Origin of the sequence: Sphingorhabdus sp. SMR4y, from assembly GCF_002218195.1 — a bacterium.
In the GTDB taxonomy this organism is placed as follows: Bacteria; Pseudomonadota; Alphaproteobacteria; order Sphingomonadales; family Sphingomonadaceae; genus Parasphingorhabdus.
In genome coordinates this window covers 378,302-403,721 of record NZ_CP022336.1, presented here as the reverse complement: position 1 = coordinate 403,721, position 25,420 = coordinate 378,302, and the positions used below count along the sequence as shown (strand labels likewise).

20 protein-coding genes are annotated in these 25,420 nt (G+C 52.5%); 4 read left to right on the top strand and 16 right to left on the bottom strand.

The genetic code is table 11. From position 1 onward, the window contains the following. Positions 1-254: 254 nt before the first annotated feature. Genes SPHFLASMR4Y_RS01845 through SPHFLASMR4Y_RS01835 form a run of 3 tightly spaced genes read right to left on the bottom strand, consistent with a single transcriptional unit; the run spans position 255 to position 3,584 of the window. Positions 255-722, bottom strand: coding sequence for a Mov34/MPN/PAD-1 family protein (locus tag SPHFLASMR4Y_RS01845; protein WP_159647807.1), 468 nt, complete (start codon positions 720-722; stop codon positions 255-257). Further along, the gene (locus SPHFLASMR4Y_RS01840) at positions 715-2,394 is read right to left on the bottom strand and encodes an E2/UBC family protein (protein ID WP_089132045.1); all 1,680 of its coding nucleotides are present in this window, start codon (positions 2,392-2,394) and stop codon (positions 715-717) included. Before SPHFLASMR4Y_RS01840 ends, SPHFLASMR4Y_RS01845 begins: the two co-directional genes overlap by 8 nt. Beyond that, a complete protein-coding gene (locus tag SPHFLASMR4Y_RS01835; protein ID WP_089132044.1) occupies positions 2,394-3,584 on the bottom strand; it encodes a CBASS cGAMP synthase in 1,191 nt (396 codons plus the stop codon). The genes SPHFLASMR4Y_RS01840 and SPHFLASMR4Y_RS01835 overlap by 1 nt, the downstream gene beginning before the upstream one ends. 78 nt (positions 3,585-3,662) lie before the next feature. Here SPHFLASMR4Y_RS01835 and SPHFLASMR4Y_RS01830 point away from each other — a divergent pair, with 78 nt between their 5' ends. Both SPHFLASMR4Y_RS01830 and SPHFLASMR4Y_RS01820 read left to right on the top strand, forming a co-directional pair. Further along, positions 3,663-4,364, top strand: coding sequence for a hypothetical protein (locus SPHFLASMR4Y_RS01830; protein WP_089132043.1), 702 nt, complete (start codon positions 3,663-3,665; stop codon positions 4,362-4,364). A 381-nt stretch (positions 4,365-4,745) separates the two neighbouring features. Continuing rightward, entirely contained in the window at positions 4,746-5,381 is a 636-nt protein-coding gene (locus tag SPHFLASMR4Y_RS01820) for a helix-turn-helix transcriptional regulator (protein WP_089132041.1), read from the top strand. A 23-nt stretch (positions 5,382-5,404) separates the two neighbouring features. On the opposite strand, the gene mobF is transcribed toward SPHFLASMR4Y_RS01820, so the two are convergent. The 4 genes from mobF to SPHFLASMR4Y_RS01800 form a co-directional block, all read right to left on the bottom strand. After that, positions 5,405-8,332 carry a MobF family relaxase gene (mobF, locus tag SPHFLASMR4Y_RS01815; RefSeq protein WP_089132040.1) on the bottom strand — a complete coding sequence of 976 codons (2,928 nt, stop codon included), beginning with the start codon at positions 8,330-8,332 and terminating at the stop codon, positions 5,405-5,407. 43 nt (positions 8,333-8,375) lie between these two features. Beyond that, positions 8,376-10,649, bottom strand: coding sequence for a type IV secretion system DNA-binding domain-containing protein (locus SPHFLASMR4Y_RS01810; protein WP_089134609.1), 2,274 nt, complete (start codon positions 10,647-10,649; stop codon positions 8,376-8,378). Next, positions 10,639-10,971: a hypothetical protein gene (locus SPHFLASMR4Y_RS01805; protein WP_089132039.1), complete on the bottom strand. Its 333-nt coding sequence runs from the start codon at positions 10,969-10,971 to the stop codon at positions 10,639-10,641. The genes SPHFLASMR4Y_RS01810 and SPHFLASMR4Y_RS01805 overlap by 11 nt, the downstream gene beginning before the upstream one ends. 769 nt (positions 10,972-11,740) lie before the next feature. After that, positions 11,741-11,962, bottom strand: a complete 222-nt coding sequence (locus SPHFLASMR4Y_RS01800; RefSeq protein ID WP_089132038.1) for a hypothetical protein — start codon at positions 11,960-11,962, stop codon at positions 11,741-11,743. A 338-nt stretch (positions 11,963-12,300) separates the two neighbouring features. On the opposite strand from SPHFLASMR4Y_RS01800, the gene SPHFLASMR4Y_RS01795 reads away from it, so the two are divergent. Then, positions 12,301-12,546: a DUF6437 family protein gene (locus tag SPHFLASMR4Y_RS01795; protein WP_089132037.1), complete on the top strand. Its 246-nt coding sequence runs from the start codon at positions 12,301-12,303 to the stop codon at positions 12,544-12,546. A gap of 85 nt (positions 12,547-12,631) precedes the next feature. Here SPHFLASMR4Y_RS01795 and SPHFLASMR4Y_RS01790 read toward each other — a convergent pair whose 3' ends face one another. From SPHFLASMR4Y_RS01790 to SPHFLASMR4Y_RS01760, 7 genes are all read right to left on the bottom strand, one after another. Beyond that, positions 12,632-13,021 (bottom strand): single-stranded DNA-binding protein, encoded by a 390-nt coding sequence (locus tag SPHFLASMR4Y_RS01790; protein WP_089132036.1) that lies wholly within the window; start codon positions 13,019-13,021, stop codon positions 12,632-12,634. Between the two features lie 391 nt (positions 13,022-13,412). Continuing rightward, entirely contained in the window at positions 13,413-13,772 is a 360-nt protein-coding gene (locus tag SPHFLASMR4Y_RS01785; protein WP_089132035.1) for a DUF6915 family protein, read from the bottom strand. Then, complete coding sequence (locus SPHFLASMR4Y_RS01780) at positions 13,772-14,236, bottom strand: DUF6878 family protein (protein WP_089132034.1); 465 nt, start codon at positions 14,234-14,236, stop codon at positions 13,772-13,774. Before SPHFLASMR4Y_RS01780 ends, SPHFLASMR4Y_RS01785 begins: the two co-directional genes overlap by 1 nt. Before the next feature lie 122 nt (positions 14,237-14,358). Beyond that, complete coding sequence (locus SPHFLASMR4Y_RS01775; RefSeq protein WP_089132033.1) at positions 14,359-15,315, bottom strand: DUF2493 domain-containing protein; 957 nt, start codon at positions 15,313-15,315, stop codon at positions 14,359-14,361. A gap of 243 nt (positions 15,316-15,558) precedes the next feature. Further along, the gene (locus tag SPHFLASMR4Y_RS01770) at positions 15,559-16,296 is read right to left on the bottom strand and encodes an RES family NAD+ phosphorylase (RefSeq protein WP_089132032.1); all 738 of its coding nucleotides are present in this window, start codon (positions 16,294-16,296) and stop codon (positions 15,559-15,561) included. Next, positions 16,268-16,645, bottom strand: a complete 378-nt coding sequence (locus tag SPHFLASMR4Y_RS01765; protein ID WP_089134608.1) for an MbcA/ParS/Xre antitoxin family protein — start codon at positions 16,643-16,645, stop codon at positions 16,268-16,270. Before SPHFLASMR4Y_RS01765 ends, SPHFLASMR4Y_RS01770 begins: the two co-directional genes overlap by 29 nt. Before the next feature lie 70 nt (positions 16,646-16,715). Further along, positions 16,716-17,642, bottom strand: coding sequence for an ArdC family protein (locus tag SPHFLASMR4Y_RS01760; RefSeq protein WP_089132031.1), 927 nt, complete (start codon positions 17,640-17,642; stop codon positions 16,716-16,718). A 130-nt stretch (positions 17,643-17,772) separates the two neighbouring features. On the opposite strand from SPHFLASMR4Y_RS01760, the gene SPHFLASMR4Y_RS01755 reads away from it, so the two are divergent. Continuing rightward, positions 17,773-18,939: an ATP-binding protein gene (locus SPHFLASMR4Y_RS01755; protein WP_089132030.1), complete on the top strand. Its 1,167-nt coding sequence runs from the start codon at positions 17,773-17,775 to the stop codon at positions 18,937-18,939. Positions 18,940-19,029: 90 nt separating this feature from the next. Here the strand turns inward: SPHFLASMR4Y_RS01755 and SPHFLASMR4Y_RS01750 are convergent, their stop codons facing one another. Together SPHFLASMR4Y_RS01750 and SPHFLASMR4Y_RS01745 are read right to left on the bottom strand one after the other, a co-directional pair. Continuing rightward, positions 19,030-21,009 (bottom strand): ParB/RepB/Spo0J family partition protein, encoded by a 1,980-nt coding sequence (locus SPHFLASMR4Y_RS01750; RefSeq protein ID WP_089132029.1) that lies wholly within the window; start codon positions 21,007-21,009, stop codon positions 19,030-19,032. 146 nt (positions 21,010-21,155) lie between these two features. Further along, entirely contained in the window at positions 21,156-25,403 is a 4,248-nt protein-coding gene (locus SPHFLASMR4Y_RS01745; protein WP_089132028.1) for a strawberry notch-like NTP hydrolase domain-containing protein, read from the bottom strand. Positions 25,404-25,420: the final 17 nt, after the last annotated feature.

The window sequence follows — 25,420 nt, the reverse complement described above, 5'->3', positions numbered from 1 at the left end:
AACTACAAAGAAACCGACTGTAACTGTTCAATTTAATAATACAACTCGGTCAATCGGCAGCATGTAACTCCGTCGGTTTTTTCCGGGCAGATCTTGATCCTGATCTGTGCATTTTAATGTCGATATTTGCCAATTGATCTTCCACCTTCGTCAACTCCCAAATCTTTGATCAACAAACGAAAAGTCTGGGACTTACACAGCGCTAGAGCCCTGTTTAGACCTTCCTTATTCGAAGATGTTTCTGAAACGAGAAGTCAGGAAGCGAACAGCTGACCATTTGCGTCTTGATGAGTGAATTCGAAGCGAATAGGCCGAAATCTAACTGATTGCTGAAGCCAAATAGCCGTTGTTCGTCCGTTGCAAATCGGAAACACCATTGGTGCTTTGTGATGCCTTACAAGCTGTTTCCAGTTCCTATTATCAATACCCGACGGGTTTGGAGAAAAACCCGGATGACTATGCCATTCGCCAAGCCAATCTACGCGCTTATGTGACTCTTTCCAAAGTCGTAGCGCACGCATTCGATGTGCTTTGGGTGAACGTATGAACGAAACTCTGCTCTGGCTGTCCCATGCATAAGGGGTGGTAGCCTCAATGACATGGAGATGCCGCCCTTTTCGAAATCCCAGCAACAAACCACCCGCTTCTAAGGGCGAATAGCGCCGTGTCGCTTTCAGCATAATTTCCAAAACTTGGTGATCGAACAAAACGCCATCAATCATCACTATCCCTCGCAGCGCAGGCTGGGCAGGCCGCAGCAGGCGAAGGTGTTGTGGGCTGCCGCTCTGCGCCCCGTTCATGATCAATCACGATTGTCTTAAGCCGTGATCCGGGCTTACCATTTGCCCATCCCAATATCATTTCGGTAGATAGTCCTGCGGCGATTGCCGGTGCAGCTACCGAATAAGGATAATATGCACCGTCCCCGCAAGTAGCCTCCTCAATAATTTCCTCATATTTGGGCTTGAGAGCAGTATAGCGCCAATTCTTGCCCGCATCCGGGCGGAGACAGCGAAAACAATAACCATCGCCAACGATGCTCAGGAAACCTTGGGCGGCCGCTCCGTTTCCACAAATCCAGCTATATAAGACCGCCTCAGCTTTGACGTCTTCGCCGTTCAGAAAGGCTTCATTGACAGCATTTTGGGTATTCCAGTCTCCGGTCGCATCAATAATCAAGTCGCAATCTTTTGCCGTATTCCAGTCATCGAATACGTCTCGGCAAATCGCACGAACGTCGATATCCGGATGAAACCGCTTCAATTCATCACACAGGGCTTCTGCTTTAGCTTTGTCTATTTGTCCAATACCAAGGTAGTGGCGACCGACGTTGCCTGCTGATAGCCCTTGACCATCAAAAAGGTATAACGGAGCATCAAACCCGGCCCCGCTTTGGACAAGAAATTTGGCCAGATGGCTCCCGAGTGTACCACATCCAATTAGAGCAATCTTTTTCCCAGCCAAAGTGTTCATACCTACAAGATTCCTTTCGGCCAAAGTCTTTTGATCACACCAAAAGCCACCAAAACGCGTTAGATTTATTTCTGATTTGCGATTGGCAATCAACTCCGGGATCTTCGCCTTCCTAGTTTTTATCGTGTTTAGGGCTATTTCTAGTCCCCTTGGAAAATCCAGCCGGACGCCCAAAACGCAATTTGGTGCGTCTATCGCCACAATGTTGCGTGCTGCCAGTGCAGCGAATGCTTGGCTATACTCGGCGTCCGTGAAGCCAGGTTGGCCTCGGAACCAGATTTCAAATTGCTCAAGTGTGAGTGGCACCTTGATTTTTCCAACGGGAGAAAGCGGTTCATTGCTAAAAATGAGTAGGCCATGGGAAAATTCTTCAGCCGAAAAGCCGCCAAACTCCGCAACATCTCGTAACCCCAAAAACGGCGTCATCCCTTTCGCTTTGAATCGATAAAAGTTAGTTTTGAGGGTCGCAGTATCACTCGTTGGTCGTTTGATCAGAATTCGAAATGACTCAATACCATCGCGCCAGTAGTCCTGATATTCAGCTGCGACCTCTGCAACACCGCGGCCTTTGTAATTAACCTCCATTGCCACTTTCGCTTGCTCTAGCACGCGTAAGACCGATCCACCCGGGTCATAGATATCGAGGGGTAGTCCCACAGCAGATGCATAGCAGATACCTGAATCGCCGTCGCCCCGGTTAAAAAGATGCCCCACGATTTCCGGGTCGAGTTGCGCCGGGTCCTTCAATTTCACTTTGGGAAGTTTAACAAATGTAATGTCAGGAATTTCAATCGCAACATCGATTGGTTTGCCATGAACGCTTATCCGTCCTTCGAATTCTAGTACAATCGCTGATTTTTCGCTGAAGCCTTGTTCCTTTAGCGTTGCGTTAATCTTACCCAGCGCCTCTCGCCGGTTCATCACCCTGAGTTGGAATTGATAATTTTGGGTGTTGGAACAGTTGCTGCCGGAAAAGCGCGAACGCTTGATGCAGTATCATTGGCAATCGTAATAATATCAGGACGGTTCGGAATACGGCGACCAAAGACGTTTCGAAGGTGATCAATCACGATATCGGGATGGCCTGTACGTTCGAGCGCGCCCTCCATTTCATCGGCAAGCGCTTCGGTTGACTTTAATATTTCGTTTCGATCAGCATCGCTCCAGCCGTTGAGACAACTCCCCTCGACGACCGGGTTGTTGATCTCTCCTCGGAAAATGTCAGGGAGAAGCTTGGCCACTTCCATAATTTGCATATCATCGCGGTCATCAACCGGATTGCCGCCGAGTTCAATCAAGGCAGCGTCTATCGCGCACATCAAGCAGATCGATGACAGTGGCGAATTTTCCCATGTATGATCGCGCCATCCTTTGAAGAACCTGCAAAGACGGCGAAAGACTGGTCCATAGCGCGCAGAGCGGGCTTCCACCCAATCGTGAAGCTGCTTGGGATCAGACTGAATCCATTTCCCATCACGCTGCGCCAGCATCACCAAATTGGTTGGTATCGCGGCCATTGATGGGAACTTGTCGGCCGTAAAAGATATCGACGCCATCCGCGCATCAGCGATTGCACTCTTCATCAACCGATACTTGTCTTCAGGGACCGAATAAATCGGAATATCAACATGTGCCCCTTTCCAAAGTCGAACACGCGCGCAGGTGTTCTTTGAACTGTCAAGCTCCCACCCATTTTCATTGCATACTGGGCTCAACGTTTCCTCAACAAATGTGAAAAGGGATCCAGCTGCCAAAGCCGGATGGCTGTCCTGCATAAATCGAACGGGTACATACATACCGTCATCAAGATCGATTTCTTGGCAGTTCGGCTTAGCGGGCGAGTTTAATGTTCGATATGCGAAGCTGCCTTGCATCAGAAATTTGACCGCTACTGTTTCGGCGACTTGTTTTGCCGCCGCGAAAACAGTCGAGTCACGCCAGAAGCGTTTTTCATTTTCTAGTCTTGATGATGCGTCACGCAACGCTTTCCTGATGATCGTTCGCGCCTCCATCAGCTTGTGATGCTCTTCATCTTCAATGTTGAGTTGTGCCAGATAGCTGAGGTTTTTCTTCAGGCCGACAAAGATCGGGTGAGCGTTGGCAAGCGTCATAGGCAAATCCTCAAAAATTCGTGCTTTTCCAATCCACTTGGTGCATAATTAGCCAATTTCAAGGGACGTGAACAAAATATGTACAAAATTTTCCCGCTCAGGTCATTGACCTACTTGATTTCGTTCCTGACCTTGACGGTTTTCCTCGTAATCGAGTTGGCAACGGACGCTTTTGGATTCGAGGTCAGATTGCTTGCTATTCCCGGCATTGTCTGGGTAATTTTGCTTGGTTTTGCATTCAATCCGATCTGGCGAAAAATATGGTCGTGGAGCGCCAAAATCCCGTTCATTCCAGATCTGAATGACAAGATTTTCCCTGATTTAAACGGTGAATGGGAAATGCTCCTGGAGAGCAATTGGTCACGTCAGGAACAGATTTTGGAGGCTGCTAAAGACGGGCGACGTTCTTTCGATATCAAATCCTGCGATCAGAATGATTTGGAGCCGTTGATGCAGGTGGGCCTCAAAGCCGAGATCGAGCAAAGCTGGTGGTCGATCAAAATCACCGTGACAAATCCGAGACAGGATACTCCCATCAAAGAATCTCAGACTAATATTGTCATACCTCGCAAGAAGAGCGAAGGTCAGCCGTCATCGCTATGCTATTTCTACGATCAAACTAACGACACCGACAATCAGGCGGATGATCCGGAATTCAGCGCGTCTGCGTGCCTGTCCTACGACTATAAGAGAGATATTCTTGAAGGGACTTTCTGGACAGAACGTCAATGGCGGCGAGCGATGAATACGGCTGGCCGCTTAACCCTCAAGCGGATGTAATGAAAATATCCGGGACCAACAAAAAGTAACAAATTCAAAAATTATGTCGTAGTGGATTCCCTAACTTGTCGACGGAACAATGTTCTCGTCTCGGGTCTTCTCATCGGAACTAGCCAAGTAGGCTTCCACCCTCCTCAACGTCCTAGCCCGCGGCCTACGCCCTTCCCTCAAATCCAGAACAAACCGCGGATCACCGACAGCGCGCCTGCCAAACCGCGTCGGCGACATATGTGTCTGCTTGAGATGCTTTTCGATACGATCCAACAGTTTCATATGAGGCCTCCTCGAATCATAAATTGCTTGTGTTCTTGTTATGTTCCTAGTAGGAAGATTGCATATTGTCTAGGATAATTCCTATTGAGGGGTCAAAAGGCACAAAAGATGGATGATGTACGAGAAACTCTGGATCGGTTGATCCGCGAAAACGGGGATGATTATTCCGGTCTTTCAAAAATGCTTGGCCGTAATGCAGCTTATATCCAGCAGTTCATAAAGCGCGGTACACCGCGCAAGCTGGACCCTGAGGACAGACTTAGGCTGGCGAGCTTTTACGGTATTGACGAACAACTATTGGGCGGGCCGCCGCCAACTGGCAGTGACGGCATGGTCGAAGTCCCCGTACTCGATGTCAATGTTTCTGCAGGACATGGCGCTCTGGCGACAAGCGAGGATAGGAAAACGCGTTTTTCGTTCGATGAACGCTGGCTGCGCAAACTGACTCCGGCTAGGGGCGTCAGCCTCTCTGTGGTCCGCGTTATGGGCGATTCCATGGAACCAACCCTGTCGGACGGCGATGACGTTCTGGTGGATGCCTCTGACCATGGTTCGCGGCTGCGCGATGGTGTTTATGTTATGCGGATCGATGATACGCTGGTGGTCAAACGCATTGCACTAAGGCCCGATAGCCCGTTCATTACCATTGCCAGCGACAACCCGACCTATCCGACCTGGGAGGATATTGATCGCAGCACGGTCCATATCGCAGGCCGCGTGCTTTGGTTTGGTCGCGCGCTTTGATCAGAGGTTTGCCCTGAGATCATCTAAATCCCCATATCCAACGGCTTGCTGTGTTCTTTTTCAAGTTCTCGCTGGTCCTTTTGCGGTTCTTTGGGCGCAATTTCATTTCCTTTCGCAAGCCCAGTCGCTGCGGCTTTGCCGAGACGCTGTGTCACTTCAAGCGCCGATCTTTTTGCGCCGTCATTTTTCTCGACTGCTGCTTCCAGTTTCTCGCGGTTATCAACGATGAGCGTCAAACCATCCCGCAATCTCGTAATCGTAACCAGAAATGTCTGCTTGTTGGAAAGATTGCGCTCGCGGCTATCCATGACCGCAATCCCGCGATCAGAAGTAAGCCCCTGCGCCATATGCGCATTGAGCGCGTAAGCCAGATCAATACGTTTTAGCATGGGATCGCTATGGGGCAGACGATGCTCGATGCCGGAAGATGTTCGCAAGTGAACATGCCCAGCATCAATTGCTGTAATATTTGCCTGATCCGCGTTGAACAACCCGCGTTTGTGATCGCTGTCGGTCCAGCGAATTTTATCACCCGCATAAATATCGAGCTGCTTCTTTTCATAGAGAGCGATCTGGTCTTCAGATGCATTTGCGCGAAGCTTGCTCACCTGAAAGCTCCGCTCCCTGCCCCCACGATCTTTCAGGACAAGCTGCTTTGCGCGCTCATCGACCGAGACCACATCATATTGCCCCTTGCCAAGGCGCTGACTTCTGTCCGGAGCTTTAAGTTCAATCATCATGCCGGGTTTGTAGCTGTGAATATAGCGCAGTTCCTCGCGGGTGCTGTTGACGCGGGAGAAGGTGTCCAGTTTTTGCCCTCGTTTTCCCAGTTCACCGTTTTGTTTAAGCCCGGCCTGGACCGCTTCATTGACGGCTGTGCGCAGCGCTCGTCCTGATGCATAGATGGCGGTGGATTGCCGGTCTTGTGGAGAAAGCGCTAACCAGCGTTCGGCGGCGATTAGGGCGCTACCCTCTTTGGTTTCGGTAATATGGTCTTTCAAATAGGACATAGCCTCGCCGATATTTCCGGCCTGGGCTGAATATTGCGCGCGGCGTAATATTTTATCACGCGCGCGCAAATTGGTGATCATTTTTGCGGTATCAATGCCCGAGGCTTGCACAAGCGCGAAGGGCTTGCCGGCATCGACAGCACCCAGCTGCTTCTTGTCCCCGATCATAACCAGACGGTCGACCTCGAGCAGGTTTGCGAGCCGGACCAGTTTTTCTTTTTCAACATTGGAGACCATCGAGGCCTCGTCGAGAACCAGCACATGGTTTTTCATGGCGGCTTTGGCTTCCGTAAGAGCCTTTTTATCGGCTCCCTCCTTGAGGAGGTTTTTGTGGCTTCCAATGAAGCGCGCCAAGGTCATCGACGCAATCCCGGTATCGCGTTCGAGCATCTGGACGAGCGTATTCTGGACGGCGAGACCCAGAACCGTTTTGCCATTCTCGCCAAGAAGCTGCGAGACAGGTTTGAGAAGGCTGCTTTTGCCTGCCCCTGCAATGCCCTGCACCGCGATAATGCGATTGGACGATGATAATATCATCTGGCCGGCGGATTCCTGGCCTTTGTTAAGTGTCATCCCAAAATTGAGACCCGCGACCGCCTGCAACTGCTCGCCAGCCAATTCTGATGACAAAAGCGGCTCCGCCTTGCCCCTGCCCGCTTCCACCTGTCCAATTATGCGCTGCTCGATCTGCAAGGCATCGCGCGTGGTGACAAAATCCCGGTCGCGTCCTTTGCCCCGAACAAGCTCACCTTCCCTGACAAGTGCCCTGACGCGGCGTTCAACATGAGCAATGGATGTCGGGAGGCCAAAATCCAAAGCAGTCTTATAAACATCATATACCCCAAATGCTGCTTCGCGCTGGCTCAGATGGCGAATGGCTGAAGCGGCCGCCTGCGCTGCGGCTATCTCTTCGCGGGGTTTATTGAGGATATGCGCTGGCACCAAAGGATCTGCGGAGGGCTTTGGCCCAAATCCTTGAATTTTTTCTGCAAACGCCCTGAGAAAAATCATTCCTTTTTGCGCCAGTGATAGATTGGGGTTTTGATCAATCTCCAGTCCTGCTGCGCGAATATTGGCTTTGTCGATCAATCCGCCAAGATCGAGCTCCATCGCCTTTGCAGCTTCCTGCCATGTTGCAGACAAGGCATCCCTGTCCTTTATGGCTTCTTTGGGTGCGCGCGTTGCCAGAGCGGCAATCTTGCCAGCTTCCAGTCCTGGTCCCCGGCGCGCATCAAGTACCTCCTGTCGGCGCGTAGAAAAGGCCATAACCGCTTCGCGCGATATACCTGCGGCTTCAAAATTACCGTGCTTGCCCTGATGGGCAGGCTGATAGCCAAGCTTTTCGATTTCAAGACGAAAGCGCGCCATCGTCATGCTATTTAGAAGCGTGTTGTTCGACCAGAGCTTGTCATTATGCAGCGCCCGCCATTTTGCGTCCGGGCCTTGCGTCACATTGGCGACAACCGCGTGAAAATGAACATTGGGTTCAGAATTGCGATTGGTGTCATGCTGAAACAGTCCAATCGTCAGATTGCCCGTTCCAATGGGCTTGATCTTGCCTCGGGAAAAAACCCGCGTTTCGGCGACATTTTTCTCGGCCCATTGCAGCGTATCTGTGACCGCTGTCCGGTACGCATCGATAATCCTTTTATCGCCGCCAACCAGAGCGATCAGCGACCAGCTTTTGGGTAGCGAGAAGGTAAGATCGGTTCCGGCGCGGTGATATTGTTTATCGCTGCCCACTCGCTCGCCATTTGGCAATTCACCGCGCAGCAGAGCTTCAAAGGCTGGCGCATCTACTTGACCTTTTAAACCTAACCGCTCCGCTCCTTCTCCAATCCACTGACCGGACCGGTCGGCATCAGCTTTGGTATAATAGTTATCCGCCGCAAAATAAGTTGCAGCGCCGCCCGCAGAGCGAACATTTGAGGCAGAGAGCATAGTCAATTCCCATCATTTGGACGCGCCCTCCACCGCGCAGGTTTCACATGTCATATTCGCCGATATCGCGGTCCGGCTCATCACGCACAGCGCCCTCGCGAAGATCCCGGCCAGCATCACGCGGCAGACTGCTCAGCGACCGGGCCTTGTTTGCAGGATCGGATGGATCAGGCAGATCAGAGCGCTGCTGTTTGTCATCTTCGGGAGACGGTGATGGCGCCTGCTCATCCTTGCCGAGCGAATTACCTGGACCATCGGTAGCGGGATCCACCGTGCCATCCTTGAGTATTTTATCTCGAGGCTCATCGGGCAACTGGACGTCGGTGATTTCTTCGGGTTCCCGAAAGGCAAACTCCTTCTGATCGGCCGCAGATTGTTTGACGCCTTCTTCGTTGTCATCGGAGTCCGCTGCTGGTTCTACCTCCCCGCCGTGGCTATTTTTATCTGTCCCATCAGGCTTCGAAGACGGCAGAGGTTCTTGACGAGGTACATAGGATTGTCCGGTTTCATCGGGTTCATCAAATGCCCGCGCAATATATCCTTCGGCTAGACTGGGCCAGGATTGCGGGATCAGTTTAACCGGTGCAGCGGGGAAGCCATCGGGAAATTTTATGTAACCATTGAGGCGCGGCAAGTTCATAAACTGATCGGGTAGCAGCAATGGCTCGATCTGCCTTCTTGGGGTCAGGCTGACCGCATCACGGGCATTGTTATAGCCGTAACTATAGCCTTCTTCCATGTCGCGTATTTGCCGGTGACCGATAAAGTCCGAACACCATGTTGCCGTTTCCCGGTCAGCCGTCGCCAGGATTAATTTGGTGCGCGCAAGCGAAGACAATGTCATCGCCATATTTTCACCGTAGACTTCTTTAAGTTTGGCAAATGCGTGGATGCCAGTGACGATAGCGCCGCCAAAATTTCGGGCCGTTTGCAAACCTTTTTCCAGTGCTGGCAGCCGGTGCAATGCGCCCAGTTCGTCAATCATGAACCACACCCGCAAATCGGATGTCCGGCTCATCGACATAAGGGTATTCATCGCGGTGTCCATCCACAAGGTAAGCAGCTTGGAACAGATACTCATGTCGACATAGCGCGCGGATATAAATATGATCCCACCACGCGCGGATTCATCTTTTATCCAGTCGCGGATTGAAAACTGCGGACCATGTTTGGGCAGCAGCATTAGGGCCTCGGCGTTTGCATTAAACACAGCCCGGATCGAAGTTGCCATGCGGGCCGCTTTGGGCGCGGTTAATTGCTCCGCTACTGTGCCTTTCAAAAGCTTGTGCACATCTGTCAGGTCAGCAGTAATGAGCTTCTCGGCCAGCGCCTCATTGGTCGGCGTTCCGGCTTTCATCAGCTGCATGCACGATTGCACAAACAGCGAGCGCGCACCGATAACCCAGAACTGATCTTCGCCGCCGCCATCCTGCGGTACTATCGCTTCAGCGGCGCTGTGGAATTCGGCAATGGTGCTGCAATCATTGAACACGCTCCATTGCGGACAGCGGGCATCAAGCGGGTTTAATATGACATCGCGCGAGGCGTCATAGAAATGTTCGATAAAAGCGCCGGTCAGATCGAATATGACGGCGCGCTGTCCCTTTCTGCGGGCCTCATCTATCATCTCCAGCAGGGCAACGGTTTTACCGGTTCCGGTGGTTCCGATCAGCATCGCATGGCTCTGTTCAAGCCGCCACGGATAACGAACGCCTGCAAGTTTGGAGGGCTGGTAATAGCCTGCCGCAGCAAGACGTTCTTGCCCCGCTAAACGCCAGCGCCAGCCCAGTTCTGCTTTCATTTCCCGTGCCTGCTCGCTAGCATTATGACGAGTTATTTCCGCTTTCAGTTCGGGCAATGTTGCAAGTTGCGCGCCGCGTTCATGTTTGCTTTCTTTCGACCGGCCGCCAAAATATTCTGCCACCCAATAAAATATTATAAAGGCAGGCAGGAACAGCAATGCAGAAATGGCCAAAGCTGTGCGGAGGGCTGTCCATAATGCTTCCATTGCACGCTCGACCGGAGGGAAGTTCTGAACCGCTGAAATCGCCATTTCCATGCTCGCGCCGCCCGCAAGATCAAGATTAACCGGCTTGGTAGGATCAAACTCCATGAACCCATAAAACAAAGCATAAAGGTTCATACCCGCAAGGTAGCGCTGATGGTCGGTAAGACCCGATGTCACCATCCAATAGGAGATGCCTACCAAGAGAACGGCAGCAATGATCAGAGGAGCTTTAAGCCCACTTGCGAACATGAAACCAAAGTGTCCGAGAAGCTGGCTACCGCGCGTGAAGTTTACAATATTACGCTTCATCACGGCCTCCATTCGAAGAGGCTGGAGCAAGCCCCAATCGCTGTAAGCGACGACCATATGCATCATGGGTTTTTTGCCGAAGTGAGCTGTCCGGGTGGGCGCTTAAAATGGCATCAAGCGCTACGGAGGAAAATACAATCTCGCGGGCTTTGTCGAGGCCTTTTAGAGTATCATTATGACCTTCATCCTGCGCAATATATGCCGCCATGACAAGATCGCGAATGAATACGCTGACACATTCGCCGTGGTCATCAGCTTCCGATCTGACCCACTGTGCAAGCGGATAAGAAAGATAGGTTTGTAAACAAATATGGTTGGTCATACTCAGGTTCCTTGACGTTCAAGAACCTGGTTCACCCTTCGAAAAGCCCAATAAGAATAAATCGTGAACAAGTCTAAGTCAATCGGTTATATTTCATTATTTATCAATGCTTTGCGGCGATGTGATTGGGCTAAGACTTGCCAAAAACCCACCAAGTCTTAGAGGATTTATCTGTTACATCGGGCGATTTTGGGACTTAACCAGTTGATATCAATGAAGATAACCAAGGCAGCGAGCTGCGTACGGTGTGCACTCTTTTGTTCCCAGCTCGGCAGTAAATTTCCAGGAATTTTCTCGATTACATCATGTGGCGTTATGCCACGTGGATAGCATGGATAAAAACGCGCGCTGATGCTTGACATCAGCGCTCCACAATTACCCGATGGCTAGAATTTCAAACTAAAGCACGAGCAAAAAATAAGGGCAGCAGAATGGGGATTCCGCTGCCCCTATGTCACCCGATTTGGGTGTTTTCCATATCAACGCCAGCCCGGGTCGCAAATGGCCAGAATCGATACGGAAATTCTGAATAATCTTTATTCCTGATAGTTAGCAACTCGATTCCCACAATGATTGTATAGAATCGACTTTCGGCAAAGTACCTTGTGTTTCTCCCTGTTAGGTTTAAGCCAACCGACAGTGCAGAAAATGTCTTTCAGGCCGACGGTCGGGAGGCTAGGTTTGAAAGACATTTTCGGCGCTACCACTTTCTGAAGCGAACAAAAATAAAGGCAGAGACCGTTTCCGGCCCCTGCCCTGTGTGCCGTCCTTAGAATTCATCCAGCAGCGCCCCATGGACAGTATGGACAACCCGGTTCATTGCCCATGTCGGTAGCGCGTTATAATCTCCTTCATCCAGTGCTACATAACCCTGGTCGTCGTCCTCAACGACATGCTGATCAAAGAAGCTGTGTAGAGCCCTTCGTTCCGCTGTTTCTACTGCCGCAAAATAGCTTTGTGCATCAAATACCGTATCTATAACCTGTGTCATACTACCTCCTGAAATTTGTCAAAATGACGACAAGTCTCGTGATGCGTGGAGGGCTACCGGGTCACAGGACCGGCTGGAACAGGCGGCCGCGAAGCGGCGATGGGGGAAACGATTTTATCGTGTAAGGCGGCCCAGCCGCCGGAGCGGTAAAATGGTGGGGCCCCGTCGTCCTTTACGCGGTGGCCCTTCGCGCATCATACTTGGACTTCAAGTGAGCAACCCCTCCCCAAATTCGTATTCCACATCCAGATTACATTCGCAAAAATCATTTTCCTACAGGTGGGACAATATGCAATTACGGAGTTTCAAGGGGTCAACACTGAGAAAAAGGAAATCTCATGACCAGAAAAACAGGTGCGCTGGCAGCGCTCAAAAAGCTTGAAAGCGAACGCGCAAAACTCGACACAAAACAGCAGGAACTGGAGGCCAAGGCGGCAGCCGAACTAGGACGGATGTTTTTGGGAAGCGGCGTCGAAGCGTTTAGCGCGAAAAGCCTCAAGCGCATAGGAACTGCGCTTGGAAAAATGAATGAAGAACAGGCGCTGGCCATACTCAAAATTGGAGGTTCCAGTTTAGCGCGTTAACATCAACCTTCACGTACAAGAACATAAAAAAGGCCCCGCCGGGAAACCGGCGAGGCCTGATTGTTTGCAGGATGAAGATCAAGGATCATTCATCGATGTCGGGTGCATCCTTGTTATCCTGAGACGCACCACGGGTGAGAAAGTCCACCTTGTCGGCAAGGATTTCGCAGCCATAACGTTTGATTTTGTCGGCATCTTCCCACTGCGTATAATGCAGGCGCCCCTCGATCGAAACCATCTGGCCCTTGGTGCAATATTGGGCAACGTTTTTGCCCAGACCGTTGAAGCAAGTGATGCGGTGGAATTCTGCATCTTTGACCGTAAAGCCTTTTTCATCCTTGTAGGTTTTGCCTTCACTGTTGCGGGCGGGACGGTCGGTTACGACTGAAAGATTTGTAACCGTTGTGCCGCCGGTTGTTTCCCGGCTTTCTGGATCGCGAGTGACACGTCCAACCAAAACTACGATATTTGTCATTGTTATTCTCCTGATTTAATCTTCAAACCGGAACCATTCCGGCTTGCGAACTGACGAAAGAAACAGGGAGAAGCGGCATTGCACCGGGAGGCGCGTAGCGCCGAAGGGAAACCCGCTTTGTCCGGGTGGTGCGGGCAGCACCTGAAAGGTGCAACACGGCCGGTAACAAAGCTGGTTGCAATGTTGCTGACCTGGTTCAGGAAGGTTCGCGAAAAAGCCGATTTGGTCGCGGCTGATTTGGACTTCAGGAGACACTGACAAGCCTCGTATTGGATCCGTCAATCGCGGTTGATGCAAGAATGTTTAACGGCTGGCCTGATGGTCATATGTTGGGAACGCGCCCGCAACATTGGCAATACCTAGGACGGAACAGGCTGCTCGAGAACGAAGCTTACGCCGCCATATTCGCGTCAATGGCAACAAGTTTGGGTTGCTCCCGCATCATCCAGGTCTGTGGTTCGATCAGGCGCGCCCAATCCGCAAACGAGGGGATAGTTCCCAAATCTTCGATGACATGCTGTTCGCCGATCAGGCGGACTGGAACCTCGCGGCCATCGGCGTTAACAATGACCGTACCAAAGAGTGATTCCAGCATGAATATGCCTTCGGCATGATGCCGAAGCGCCCGGTGCCTCGGGTCCGCCAGTATTCCTTTCGATTTATCGAACCATTGATGTAGGGGCAGATAATCGCCTGCCTCGCCGCCCCATTTACGGACCGAAGAAAGCGCATGATAATGACAATGCGACATTATTCCTCTCCCCAAATTTCGGTTTCAAAATATTCGGTCGCACGGAGACTGCAGCACAGCGCCATTGTTCCTTCTTCGACCTCAATCCTAAAGAGGCCATAGGCCCCTTCATTGATTTCCCATCCCGGATGATGCACTTCCAGAGCATCATAAGCGACGGTTTCAAGTGCTTCCGACAGAGGCATGGATTTACGCATGATCATTGTTGAGCCGATCTCAAATGTTTCAATTGCGACTTTGGCATCGGACCAATCGACTGGCTTGTTATCGTTCGAATAGTACGTAGCAGCTTCCAGACAACCGCTGTCACCCATGCCATCATAGTTGAGTTCAACACTCGCGATATTTGCCTCTCGCAGCGCATCAAGAATAGCTGGCTTGTTGCGCTGAAAAGACTGGATCAAACGCGCGCTGCGGCTCTTCTGTTTGTCAAAATAGTCCGTCATCCATTCACTCGGTTCCATGATAAATACCTCCGGTTCTGTTTTAGCCGATCACACCGTGTGTCCGGTTCAGGGAAACCCGAGCCTCCTTTCCTCTTACTGAAGAAAGCCAGCACCGCGGCTGCGGCGCTGGCTCGGACAGCCTAGCTGCCTGTATCGGTTGGCTTTGTCTTGGGGCTGACGCCAAGAGGCCCGCGCCGATCAACGACCGTGATACGCCGTCTCTTGGCTTCGATGACGAGACGTTCCAATACGCCGCTCCCTGGAAAGGCAATGACATAGCGAGGTGCGAGGCCTAGCATCTGTTCGTTGCGTTTGAACCCAGCTCTTGCACCCAGATGGCGATCCAGTGAAAAGGTAAGTTGAGCAACGCCGCGACGCTCGGCCCAAGATGCAGCTAGACGGTCGGCACCCTTGCCATCGCCTCCGTGGACCAGCACCATGTCACCAACGGAATTATGCACTTTGTCGAGCGTGGCCCAGACGTTGTTTGCAAAGGCCTTCGCATCTTCGGTGCAATTCTGCTTGGTGCGGCCACCTGCAAAGATGATTGGCGTACCTTCGGGCATGAGCGCTTTGCGTCTGGACTGGCTGCGTGCTTGCAGAAAATCGCGGCCCTGAATGACGGCAGAGGTCAGCATCGCCCCATGATTGGCACGCGAACTGGAAACCGGCTTCCAGGAGCTATGTGTTTCATCGAGGTAGAGCGCTGCTGCAACTTCGCGCATTTCTTCAAAGGCGACCATAGAGGCTTCTGCCGCTTGCGCGCGTTCAATCTGCTCTTCCAGGTTACTGGTATGCACTTCTGATCCATCAGCAGATGCGATGAGTGCCCGGACCTCATCCGATGCACGGTCAAGCTGCTTTGATTTACGCTGCGCAGCGCGGTGGAAGAGATTGACGAAGCCCCATGCAAGATCTTCAGCGTCGGCTTCAAGCGCGGTATCGGTAAAGACAGCGAATAAATCCGACCAAACAGCTGCAAGTGTCTGCGAAATAGCATCCTGGGCTGGAAAATCCGATGATATAAATGGGGAATTGCTGATTGTGAGACCGGAAAGGTCAAGACCAGCAAGTTGCTGTTTGAATAAATTGTCCATGATGTTCTCCTGATATGCGGGAGATGTTCGGCACCTTGCCGCTTTATCCCGCAAGAGCCCGAAAGGACCGTCAGGGTGCATGGCGCACCGCCGACAGGCGGGGAACCTCGCGAGACAAGGCTGGCGCGGGCCACACGGGCCGCAGTCCTCGCGGGGTTGCGCCGCAGCCCTGATGGGCCAGGGCCTCTCTTGCGGGGAGAAAAAGCGGTCAGTAGTTACGTCTACAATTAGGAGATTATGGAATCAGTGTTGGGGCATGTTTGGTAGGCCGAAAATCTCCGGTTCAAAGGCATGACTTCCTCCGCCCGGAAAAGCCGCAATGGCGTTTAGTCGCCCCTGCTCGAACCGAAAATGCCAAGTCTGGCGATAATCCGGTGTCTTCCCGGCGAATATGGATGGATCAAATATGGCGCTATTATATCCAGCATCCGGATCACGCACCGAGACTGTGCGGATAAGCTGCGCATCTGCTTTGCGAGCCACATCAGCGAAATCCTGACAGGCTTTATAGTCATCCAGATGCGTCCAGTCTGATGCTTGCGCGTCAAATGGCGGCCTGGAAAGATCAACCGCGCGTGAGGTCGAAACGGCAACGGAAAAACTCAGATGCTCGCTGGTCCGGTTCCCAGGAACAAAACCCGGCGACCGGCTGAAAAAGCGCAATCGCCAATAGGCAGTCTCTGCAATCGCTGTGGCTTCGGCCTCACTGGCGTAGAAAATACCAGGACGCTCATTCGCGCGCCGGAACCGGCTTGGGCTTTTATGACCGTATCGAAAGGGTGAAGCGAGAAGATAGTGCAGACCTTGTGCAGACTTCGGAAGGTCAGGTTTTGCTACTTCGGCAAGCTCTTCAAGGCGTGCCTGATCTTCGAAGTTTTCTGCTAGACGATTGGTCGATATACGGTGCTGCGCTTCAACCACCCGCCAAACGGTTTTGCGGTAGCGGCGAAATTCAGACGCGAGCGCGGTGGGCGTCCACATAGTCACATACCGTCAAAAGTCCCTTGAAACTGTCGATGAGATCAATCGGCCGCGCTTCAAGATCAAGATTATGCGATGTCAGCCAGGATGTGGCTGCATCATCGTCACTGCCCATGAGCGCGTCCAGACTGCGGAACAGCCGCAGGAGAAACTGTCCGGCTTCAAAAGATTTGGAGGCAGGATCAAGAAATGTTTTTCCCGAACGAAGCCGGGAAATAGTTGCTTCCGATAGACCTAGTACCGCACTTAATTTGACATTGCTCAGGCTCCAGAATTCTGCAATTCTACCAATTGCAGAACTTAGCAACCTATCATCGCTTCGTTCTATTTTGAGTGCCCGTTCAGTCATTTTCATTTCTTTCTAATGAATGTATTTTACAATAATCTTTCATTTGCAAGATTGCAAGTTTTTTGCTCAATCATGCGGCATCGGATAATTCACCAGGCTCTTGTTGCACATAACCGCCAAGGCTCAACAGCAGATTTGACGCCTCTTCCGCGCGCGCCGCCGCTGTTAGTATAGCGCGATCATCTGTTTTGAGCAGCTTTAGCCAACTGGCGATATAGCTTGCATGATTATCCAGATGTCCGACCGGAAGGCCAAGCTCCGCGCCCAATATGGCACTGGAAAGCTCTGCGACCAGCTCCTCGGCGGCATAAGCAGCACTGCCAAAACGGTTCTTGAGATCACGATTCAGGCGCGACTTATGGCCTGACCAGTGACCAAGTTCATGAGAAAGGGTCGCACAAAATTGGTCATAGCCATCAAACAGACTGATGGGCGGCATCGTAATACGGTCAGCTACCGGTTCATAGTAGGCGCTGCTGCCATGCTCGCGGATATTGGCACCGATATCCCCAAAGAACTGGTCGAGCTTTTCCGTTCGTCCCTCCGGTTCGATATCCAATACTTCAGCCTTGGGATGGTAGCGTTCGGGCAGACCGTCGCATTGATCGGCATTGAATATAGCATAGGATTTGAGCACGCGACGGGTTTCCTCCTGCGCTTCACCATGATCCGCAGCTTCGATTTCTTTGGTATAGCTTTTGTAGAATATGGCGATGGACGATTTTTCGCCCTTGCGAACCTGACCGCCAAGCGATGCGCATTGCCGGTAAGTCATCCAGTAAGGAGAATTAAAGCCACTTTCCTGAGCCATCATCCAGAGCCAGAATACATTCATTCCGCGATAGGGCGTACCGCAACTGCGCAAGGGCCGTGAGACTGGAAGTCCTCTCCAAGGCTGTATCCAGGGTTTTGTTCCAACTTCCAGTTTTTCAATGATGGTTGCTGTAATTCGCGCTGCGGGCGATATTTTGGGGGATTGGCTTTGTTTCCGGGGCATGTGTTTTCTCCTGAATATCTCCAGCGAAATTACTGGATCAGACAGGCCCAAGCCCCCTATCCTCTCTCATTCGGAAGTCAGGCTCTCAATATATCTTGCAATTCTGGAACTCTACTCCATAAATACAAGGATGATTGACCGCCGAATTCACGATATTTTGCTTGAAAGACTGGCTGAAAGCCCCGCAGTTGCCTTGCTGGGGCCGCGTCAGGTGGGTAAAACGACTCTAGCGCAGGAAATTGGTGAAAGCGGTCCTTCCCTCTATCTCGATCTGGAATCGGATGCTGACCGATCCCGAATTAGAGAACCGGAGCTTTATCTTGGTAACCATGAAGACAAGCTTGTAATCCTCGATGAAGTTCACCGTGTTCCGGACCTTTTCCAGAACTTGCGCGGATTGATTGACAAAGGTCGTAAAAAGGGAAGGAGAACGGGCCGGTTCCTCCTGTTAGGATCAGCATCTCTGGACCTGATGCGCCAGTCGGGCGAAAGTCTGGCGGGCCGCATCTCCTATCTGGAAATGCGGCCACTTGACCCTCTTGAAATCGATTCAGGTGACTTGAATGAACTTTGGGTAAGGGGTGGATTCCCGGACAGTTACCTTGCCAAAAGCAATCAGACGAGCATGCGCTGGCGCAGGGATTTTATCCGCAGCTATCTGGAGCGGGACATCCCGCAATTGGGGCCGAGAATTGCCGCTGAAACACTCAGACGTTTCTGGGTCATGCTCGCACATCATCAGTCCGGCCTATTAAACGCTGCCGATTTCGCAAGATCACTGGGGGTCGATGGAAAGACGGTTGCCTCCTATCTTGACTTGATGGTTGATCTGTTGCTCGTTCGTCGTCTTGAACCCTGGCACAATAATACCGGCAAAAGACTGGTCAAATCTCCGCGTGTTTATGTACGTGATAGCGGCATTGTTCACGCGCTACTGGGCATAGACAATCTCGAAGCCCTGCTTGGCCATCCGGTCGCCGGAGCCAGCTGGGAAGGATTTGTCATCGAAAGCCTGATCGCTGCCGCACCTGAAGCTACGCTGGCTAATTTTTACAGGACATCGGCAGGAGCAGAAATCGATCTCCTTCTGACGCTGCCCACAGGCAAACGGTGGGCGATTGAGATCAAGCGAAGCTTGACGCCAAAATTGGAAAGAGGCTTTTATAATGCCTGCGATGACATACAGCCGGACCGGAAGCTTGTGATATATCCAGGTTCCGAAAGCTATCCCCATTCTGAGGACATTGAAATTGCATCACTCCCGGAAGTTGCCGGTCAACTGGCCGCGATCCGGTAACCGCCTACTGCCATGATTTTGATGAAAAGAAGCGGCTTGCCTTAAAAAGGCAAGCCGCTTCAGCCAGAAGACCACCTGTCAGGAGGAGGATCAGGCAGCCTTGTCGGCTATCTCTGGAATATCTTCTGATGCGCCGGCTTCCGAAGCTTCATCTTCCAAAACTTCATCAGCCGCAGACAAATCAGCAAAGCGCATCGCATCGGGAACCCACCGCGCAGCAGCTTGTTTGACTTCAGCCTCAGCAATGAAGTTTCCGGAGAAGATACGCTCGGCCGTTGCTGCAAGATCGGCCTTTTTGGATGCGCCGTAGCGGTTTGAAAGTTCCAGACCGCCAACCTCTTGCATGCCGCCAAGCGTTTTGGCCTTGGGTACACGGTCAAAATAATTGGCCGCAGTCGGACGCCACCAAGCCGCCATATCGATTTCCAAGATACCGCCCAGATAATCGTGCAGTGAGACTTGCCGGTCGCCTTCAACATTCAGGCTTGCAACGAGCGTTCGCGACACGACATGGCCGAGCCAGGCGCTGCGCGCGTCATCGCTTAGCTCCCGAAATGCCATGAAACGCTCAACATCGGTGGTGCCTGCTTTCCAGCTTTCATCCAGAGACCCGCGCAATTCCGCCAATGCTGCACTTGCTGGTGCGTCCTTTGCCTCAAAATTATGCGCCGGACCATGTGCTACGGGGCCCTTGAGCGTCGATGCCTCCTGAGCCTGCCAATCATGACTTTCAGCGTCAGCAAGCGTGAAGATCATAAAGTCGAGCGCGAGCGCCGGATCGCTTGCCACATGAAGCGACAAAATATCGCGCCTCTGCATCGCCAGTTCATCGACCAGTCGTTTGGAAAGAGCTGCACGCTTGGGTTTGGCGGGCTCGCCTTCCTCGACCAGTTCGACGCCTTCATCTTCGATAGGGGCATCAACCTTGTCCGTATAATATTGCGGAACCAATGTCGGTACTCCGTCATTGCCAAGCGCCAGAAAAGCGCCCGCTTCGCTGCGAAGCACGTCGGCCAGAATTGGCTTGCGATTGTTGAGCGCGCGCATTTCCTGTTCGATTTCCGACACGCGTTTCTCGGCTGCGAACACATCATCTTCGCTACTGTCCTCATTTTCGAGTATGACGGCTTCACCATCATATTCGATTTCCAATTCAGACAGACGCGCGATTGCTTCATCGCTAAGCGGTTCAAACTCTGTAGGAAGCCGGTTCAAGCCCTCGACGAGATCATGCGAGACATAACAGTCGAGCGTTGGCTTTACCCAGGCAAGACCATACTGGTCTTTGACCTCATCGGCCCGCCATTCCATTTTCTCAGCGGCGAGACGTTCAAGAAGAGCAACGTCAACCCAGCTTTCACTGTCATCATCATCGAAGAGTTCCCGGTCGATTTTGCCGCCTGCCTCAAGATAAGCATCGCGTCCGACCAGAACGGCACGGGGATCGCTAGCCCGGACACAGGCGTCCAGAACCATGCGCCGGATGCTGTCGGAATTTACGCTGTAATATCCTCCCGACACTTCCTCGAATATCTGTGCCTGGCGTTCGACATCCGAGGTTGCGCCGTAAGCTTTCGCAATATCAAGCGTGATGTCGCCGCTTGCCAAAGCCTCAAAAACCACTGGTGCGAGCTTGGCGAGCCGCAAACGCCCTTCGACAAAGCGAACCGTCTGACCAAAGCGAATGGCGACGTCTTCAACACTGGCGCCATCGTTCACAATATCTTGAAACGCTTCGGCTTCATCGGCAGGGTTGAGTTTTACGCGTTGGAAATTCTCGGCCAGACTGATTTCGCGGATCTCATGTGCTTCGCCGTTTTTAACGAGGCATGTAATCGGCTCGTTTTTCTTAATCGCCTTGTCCTTGGCAAGAGCCTTCAACTGTTTGAGACGCCGGCCACCTGCCGTGACCTCAAATTTGCCCCGAGCAATCGCGTTAACGACCAGATTTTGTAACAATCCACGCGCTGCAATGTCCGCCTTCAGCCATGCATCGGTTGCGGGATCAGACCGCTTGCGGACATTTTTCTTGGATTCAACGAGCTTGTTGAGTGGAATAGATTTGAACATTTTATAACTCCTGAAGAAACGAACCAACGATTTTCTGCGACCATCGCCAAAACCGGGTTCAAAAGAGCCAAGCCTCCTCCCCTCTCATTGCTAGGGATCACGCGTTCGCTTTCTGGTGGTTTGAAATTGGGGGAGAGCGGCAGCACTTAGGTCGCCAGTTTTTCCAGTATCTGCGCTGCTTCATTGACCGGCACGAATAGACGCGTGCGGTAGCGGATAATCTCGGTGAAACAGCCTTTGGATTTATACCAGTTGAGACGCTCGGCTGAAAAGCCCGTCAGTTCCAGTCGCTGGCTGCCATTGACCAGTGAGCGTTTGGCCATAAGGTCATCATGGCATTGAACTGAAAACGGCTTGCCGCTTTGCATCACCATTTCCGCAATCCGGGAGGGATTGATTGTCTGATCAAGATCGAGACCAAAGGCCCGTGCGAGATCAGCCATATCGAGTTCGGAAATTTCGCGGCCAATGATCGAACACCCGTCGCTCGCAGCAATACGGGTGACACGGACAAACTCTCCTGGAATTTTATTCCAAACTGGCAGTAGCAATCCGGTGGCAAGATGAACGCGTTCATGGGCCGTTTCGGACGCCGCTTGTTCTTCCTCCTCCAACCAGCCTTTTCGAAAGATTTTGAAATCAACCCGCTCCCAGAGACTTTCCGACAAAGCTTCGAGTGTCCAGTTTACCGTTTTTAGCGGCCTGATCAGCCGGCGACGTTCGATCGTCTCTCCCTCATCGGTGATCATACGCCGGGTCGGAACAGAAAGGGCGACACCCCCGGAGCGCGCATTGCGTAATAATTGAACTTGCGGCAGGCTGAAATCGTAAAGCTTGTAAAGCCGCTTGAAGCGAAGCGGTTTGAGCGGGCGCTGTGTTTTCAACGTCACAAGATGCGTGGTTGCCCCAGAGACGCTGTCCGTTCGGAGCAGCTTGTCCGACATAATTTCAAATGTATCAACCGCAATCGTTTCAACGCCGAGATCCAAGGTTCCCGCTTCGCGCGCTGCTTCCACGCGGGCTTCAATCAGCGAGAGATATTCATCAAATATTGCATTCTGCAAAGCGATGGGCAGCGCGAGTATCCGGTTTAGCCAGCGCTGGATGGTTGGCAGTTTTTCAGCCAGATCACCATCGGGTGTTTCAAGCTTAAGGCCCGTGACATCCTGAAAACGGTCCAGTGATACGGCATCCAATTTACCTGCATAGAGCAGGTGGAACCAGCTAGTGAGCGCGTCGCGAGCATATTCGCTTTCAAGATTATCAGCCGGATTAAACAGGTTTTGCCCGCCGGTCTGCCTTTGGCCGCGGGTCAATGCGCCAAGGCTATCGAGCCGCCGGGCGATCGTGGAGATAAACCGCCGTTCGCCTTTGACGTCAGTGGTTACGGGCCGAAAGAGCGGCGCGGATGCCTGGTTGGTGCGGTTGGTGCGGCCAAGTCCTTGTATGGCATTGTCTGCCCGCCATCCCGGTTCGAGAAGGAAATGCACGCGGCGCTGCTGGTTTTGTACGTCCAGATCGGCATGATAGGACCGGCCTGTCCCGCCCGCATCAGAAAATACCAGCACGCGCTTCTCGCCGTCCATGAAACTCTGAGCTTCGACTAAATTCGACCGCGCCGTACGGCGTTCAAGGCGTTGACGTCCGTCGCTGCCATTGACAAGCCTGCGGGTCCGGCCCGTCACTTCGGCAACATGGTCTGTTCCAAAACGTTCGATTACCGCATCAAGCGCCGCCCAAATGGGCGGAAGCGCACAAAGCTTTTCGATCATCGCGTCTCTCGCCTGAACGGCGCGCGGGCAAAGCACCGGATGGCCTTCAGAAGTGGACATAGGCTCTGATCGCAAGTTGCCGTCATCATCGCGGAACACCTGCATCAAACGGACCGGAAAACTTTTGGCCAGATAATCAATCACATATTCGCGCGGCGACAGGTCGATATCGAGCTGTTCGCGTTCTTCGGCGCTGAGATCGGCAAGTCTGCGGTTGAGCATGGCCTCGGCGGTCGAGACAAGCTGCACAACGGCGGAATGTCTGTCTTCCAATGCCTGTTCGATCGCTGGGAGCAGGCTGGGAAGTTTCATCGATAGCAGCAGCTGCGCGAAGAAACGCTGCTTGGTTCCCTCGAATATCGAAAGCGCCGCTGCTTTTGCATTTCGGTTAAGCGTATCGCCGCTATCCTCATCAACGATCCGCGTAGCTTCGAGGGCCGCCTCGAGATTTTTGTGAATAATCGCCCAAGCCTCGGCATAACTATCGTAGACCGATATCTGCTCTGTGGTAAGTTCATGCTCGAGAAGTTCATATTCAACGCCCGCAAAGGACAAGGCGCGGGCCAGATAAAGCCCTTGGGATTTAAGATCGCGCACGACCAGTTCCATCGCAGATATGCCGCCGGCGCGGATATCGCATAGAAACTTATCATAATTTGGAAAGGCGGTTTCCGGCCCCCAGAGCCCAAGGCGCGCCGCATAGCCAAGATTTGCAATATCGGATGCACCGGTTGCCGATGCATATATTATCCGCGCTCGGGGCAAAAGATTTTGGAGCCGCAGACCAGCGATGCCTTGCTCCGATCCTCTGACCTTGCCTCGGCTTCCTGTTCCTCCCAGTGCATTCGCCATTGCATGGGCTTCGTCAAAAGCGATGACGCCGTCAAATTCGTCCCCTGCCCATTCCAATATTTGAGCGAGCCTTGTCGTATCCATCCGGCCCGAACGCAGCGTTGGATAAGTGACGAATAAAATCCCGCCTGACATTGAAACCGACCTTCCCAGTTTCCAACTCGAAAGCGACTGGATATCGAGCGGCAGGCCGCCAAGGGCTGACCAGTCCCGGCGGGCGTCCTCGAGCAAGGTTTCGTTCTTGGTGACCCAGATATGGCGGCAATGGCCCTGCAGCCATCTGTCCATGATAACGCTGGCAATCTCACGACCCTTGCCCGCTCCGGTACCGTCTCCGAGAAAGAAGCCCGTACGGTAGCGAAAACCCTCTTCGGACGGTTCCAGCCCGGAGCCTTCGTTGATTGGCCTGTAAGTTCCGGGCAAATCGCGGGCGAAGGCATTCACTGCATAAATAAGCGTTTCGCACTGGGCATCGGAAAGTAGCTGTTTCTCCCGCCAGTCAGCTGGAACCACCGGCTGGTGCTGCGGGATTGGTGCAGCAACAGACCCCATCGCCACCGATTCCACCAGCGGTGTCGGGTGAACAGGAGCATTTTCGATTGTTATCCGGCTTGGCCGGTAGGCTAGATAAATGCCTTTTTGCTCCGGCGTTGGTGCCGCATCGTCGAGAACTTCAAAGATGAGCTTTTCGAATATTTGCATGTCTGGTGAGGATTTTGAAACTTGCGCGACCGGGCGTTTGGAACGGTAGCTCGACACAAGCGCGAGTGGGTTTGCTTTGGGTCTGGAAGTTTGCGCAGTGGATTTTGAGGCGGCGCGCTCGGGCAAAGCGCAGCAGGCGTCGTACAAACCCTCAAAATCAGCGATGTCGATTGGCGCTGCGCATTGTTCGGCAGCAATTTTGTCGATGACAACAAGACGCACGGTGATGCCGGTTCCCCGGCGTGTAAAAGATCGTATGATGCGCACATCAAGGCGCAGTGCACATGGTGCCGGTTCGCTTTTGGCAAATTTGGCGGCGCTGAATCCCTCGGGCATGATCGCCACAAGCCGGCCGCCAACTGCCATACGCCGCCATGCAGAACGCAAGTGCCGCAGAGCCGAGCGACCATCTTTTCCGCGTTCGGCGCTACACGCAAATGGCGGGTTCATAAGCACGAGATTTGGATTGTGGCGGGATGGAAGCAACTCATTGATCAGCTCGCCATCGTGTGAGGAGAGCACAGCGCCCGGAAACAGCTCGCTTAGACAAGCACTACGCAGGTCATCAATCTCATTGAGGATCAGCTTCGCGCCGACAAGATGCGGCCAAATGGCGAGAATTCCCGTTCCGGCAGATGGCTCGAGCACGATATCGTCGCGCGAAATGCCCGCTGCCAAAGCCATCGCCCAGGCAAGCCGGGTAGGGGTCGAAAATTGCTGGAGGGCAATCTGGTCATCATGCCGGTTATGTTGTGGCGGAAGAACTTGCTCAAGGGCCATGAAGCATTTGTCGACTTCAGCAAAATCGGAATTGAGTGAAATACCGGAATGTTCGCGAAGCCATATTAGCTCTGCCAGCTCGATGGCACAGCCAGTCATTTTTACCGACCAGCCATCGGTCGCATCGCTGCTTCCGGTGAGGGTTTCGAAAATAGCGTTGATGTCTTTTCGTGTGACTTGGGAACCTGTTCCGAGGCGACCTGTTATTTCCTGAGCGGCCTTGATTATTATTTCGCTGGCCAGATCCTGTGTATCGTCAAGTTGCAACTGTGCGTTTTGTAGAGTCATGATGGTTTTCCTCCGTT

Excerpts from the sequence above, each read along its gene's own strand:
- SPHFLASMR4Y_RS01755 (WP_089132030.1), top strand. The coding sequence starts at position 17,773 with ATGATTGACCGCCGAATTCACGATATTTTGCTTGAAAGACTGGCTGAA.
- SPHFLASMR4Y_RS01785 (WP_089132035.1), bottom strand. The coding sequence starts at position 13,772 with ATGTCGCATTGTCATTATCATGCGCTTTCTTCGGTCCGTAAATGGGGC.
- SPHFLASMR4Y_RS01750 (WP_089132029.1), bottom strand. The coding sequence starts at position 21,009 with ATGTTCAAATCTATTCCACTCAACAAGCTCGTTGAATCCAAGAAAAAT.
- SPHFLASMR4Y_RS01805 (WP_089132039.1), bottom strand. The coding sequence starts at position 10,971 with ATGACCAACCATATTTGTTTACAAACCTATCTTTCTTATCCGCTTGCA.
- SPHFLASMR4Y_RS01820 (WP_089132041.1), top strand. The coding sequence starts at position 4,746 with ATGGATGATGTACGAGAAACTCTGGATCGGTTGATCCGCGAAAACGGG.
- SPHFLASMR4Y_RS01830 (WP_089132043.1), top strand. The coding sequence starts at position 3,663 with ATGTACAAAATTTTCCCGCTCAGGTCATTGACCTACTTGATTTCGTTC.
- mobF (WP_089132040.1), bottom strand. The coding sequence starts at position 8,332 with ATGCTCTCTGCCTCAAATGTTCGCTCTGCGGGCGGCGCTGCAACTTAT.
- SPHFLASMR4Y_RS01810 (WP_089134609.1), bottom strand. The coding sequence starts at position 10,649 with ATGAAGCGTAATATTGTAAACTTCACGCGCGGTAGCCAGCTTCTCGGA.
- SPHFLASMR4Y_RS01795 (WP_089132037.1), top strand. The coding sequence starts at position 12,301 with ATGACCAGAAAAACAGGTGCGCTGGCAGCGCTCAAAAAGCTTGAAAGC.
- SPHFLASMR4Y_RS01840 (WP_089132045.1), bottom strand. The coding sequence starts at position 2,394 with ATGAACCGGCGAGAGGCGCTGGGTAAGATTAACGCAACGCTAAAGGAA.
- SPHFLASMR4Y_RS01835 (WP_089132044.1), bottom strand. The coding sequence starts at position 3,584 with ATGACGCTTGCCAACGCTCACCCGATCTTTGTCGGCCTGAAGAAAAAC.
- SPHFLASMR4Y_RS01775 (WP_089132033.1), bottom strand. The coding sequence starts at position 15,315 with ATGGACAATTTATTCAAACAGCAACTTGCTGGTCTTGACCTTTCCGGT.
- SPHFLASMR4Y_RS01745 (WP_089132028.1), bottom strand. The coding sequence starts at position 25,403 with ATGACTCTACAAAACGCACAGTTGCAACTTGACGATACACAGGATCTG.
- SPHFLASMR4Y_RS01765 (WP_089134608.1), bottom strand. The coding sequence starts at position 16,645 with ATGACTGAACGGGCACTCAAAATAGAACGAAGCGATGATAGGTTGCTA.
- SPHFLASMR4Y_RS01800 (WP_089132038.1), bottom strand. The coding sequence starts at position 11,962 with ATGACACAGGTTATAGATACGGTATTTGATGCACAAAGCTATTTTGCG.
- SPHFLASMR4Y_RS01780 (WP_089132034.1), bottom strand. The coding sequence starts at position 14,236 with ATGGAACCGAGTGAATGGATGACGGACTATTTTGACAAACAGAAGAGC.
- SPHFLASMR4Y_RS01770 (WP_089132032.1), bottom strand. The coding sequence starts at position 16,296 with ATGTGGACGCCCACCGCGCTCGCGTCTGAATTTCGCCGCTACCGCAAA.
- SPHFLASMR4Y_RS01845 (WP_159647807.1), bottom strand. The coding sequence starts at position 722 with ATGATTGATGGCGTTTTGTTCGATCACCAAGTTTTGGAAATTATGCTG.
- SPHFLASMR4Y_RS01760 (WP_089132031.1), bottom strand. The coding sequence starts at position 17,642 with ATGCCCCGGAAACAAAGCCAATCCCCCAAAATATCGCCCGCAGCGCGA.
- SPHFLASMR4Y_RS01790 (WP_089132036.1), bottom strand. The coding sequence starts at position 13,021 with ATGACAAATATCGTAGTTTTGGTTGGACGTGTCACTCGCGATCCAGAA.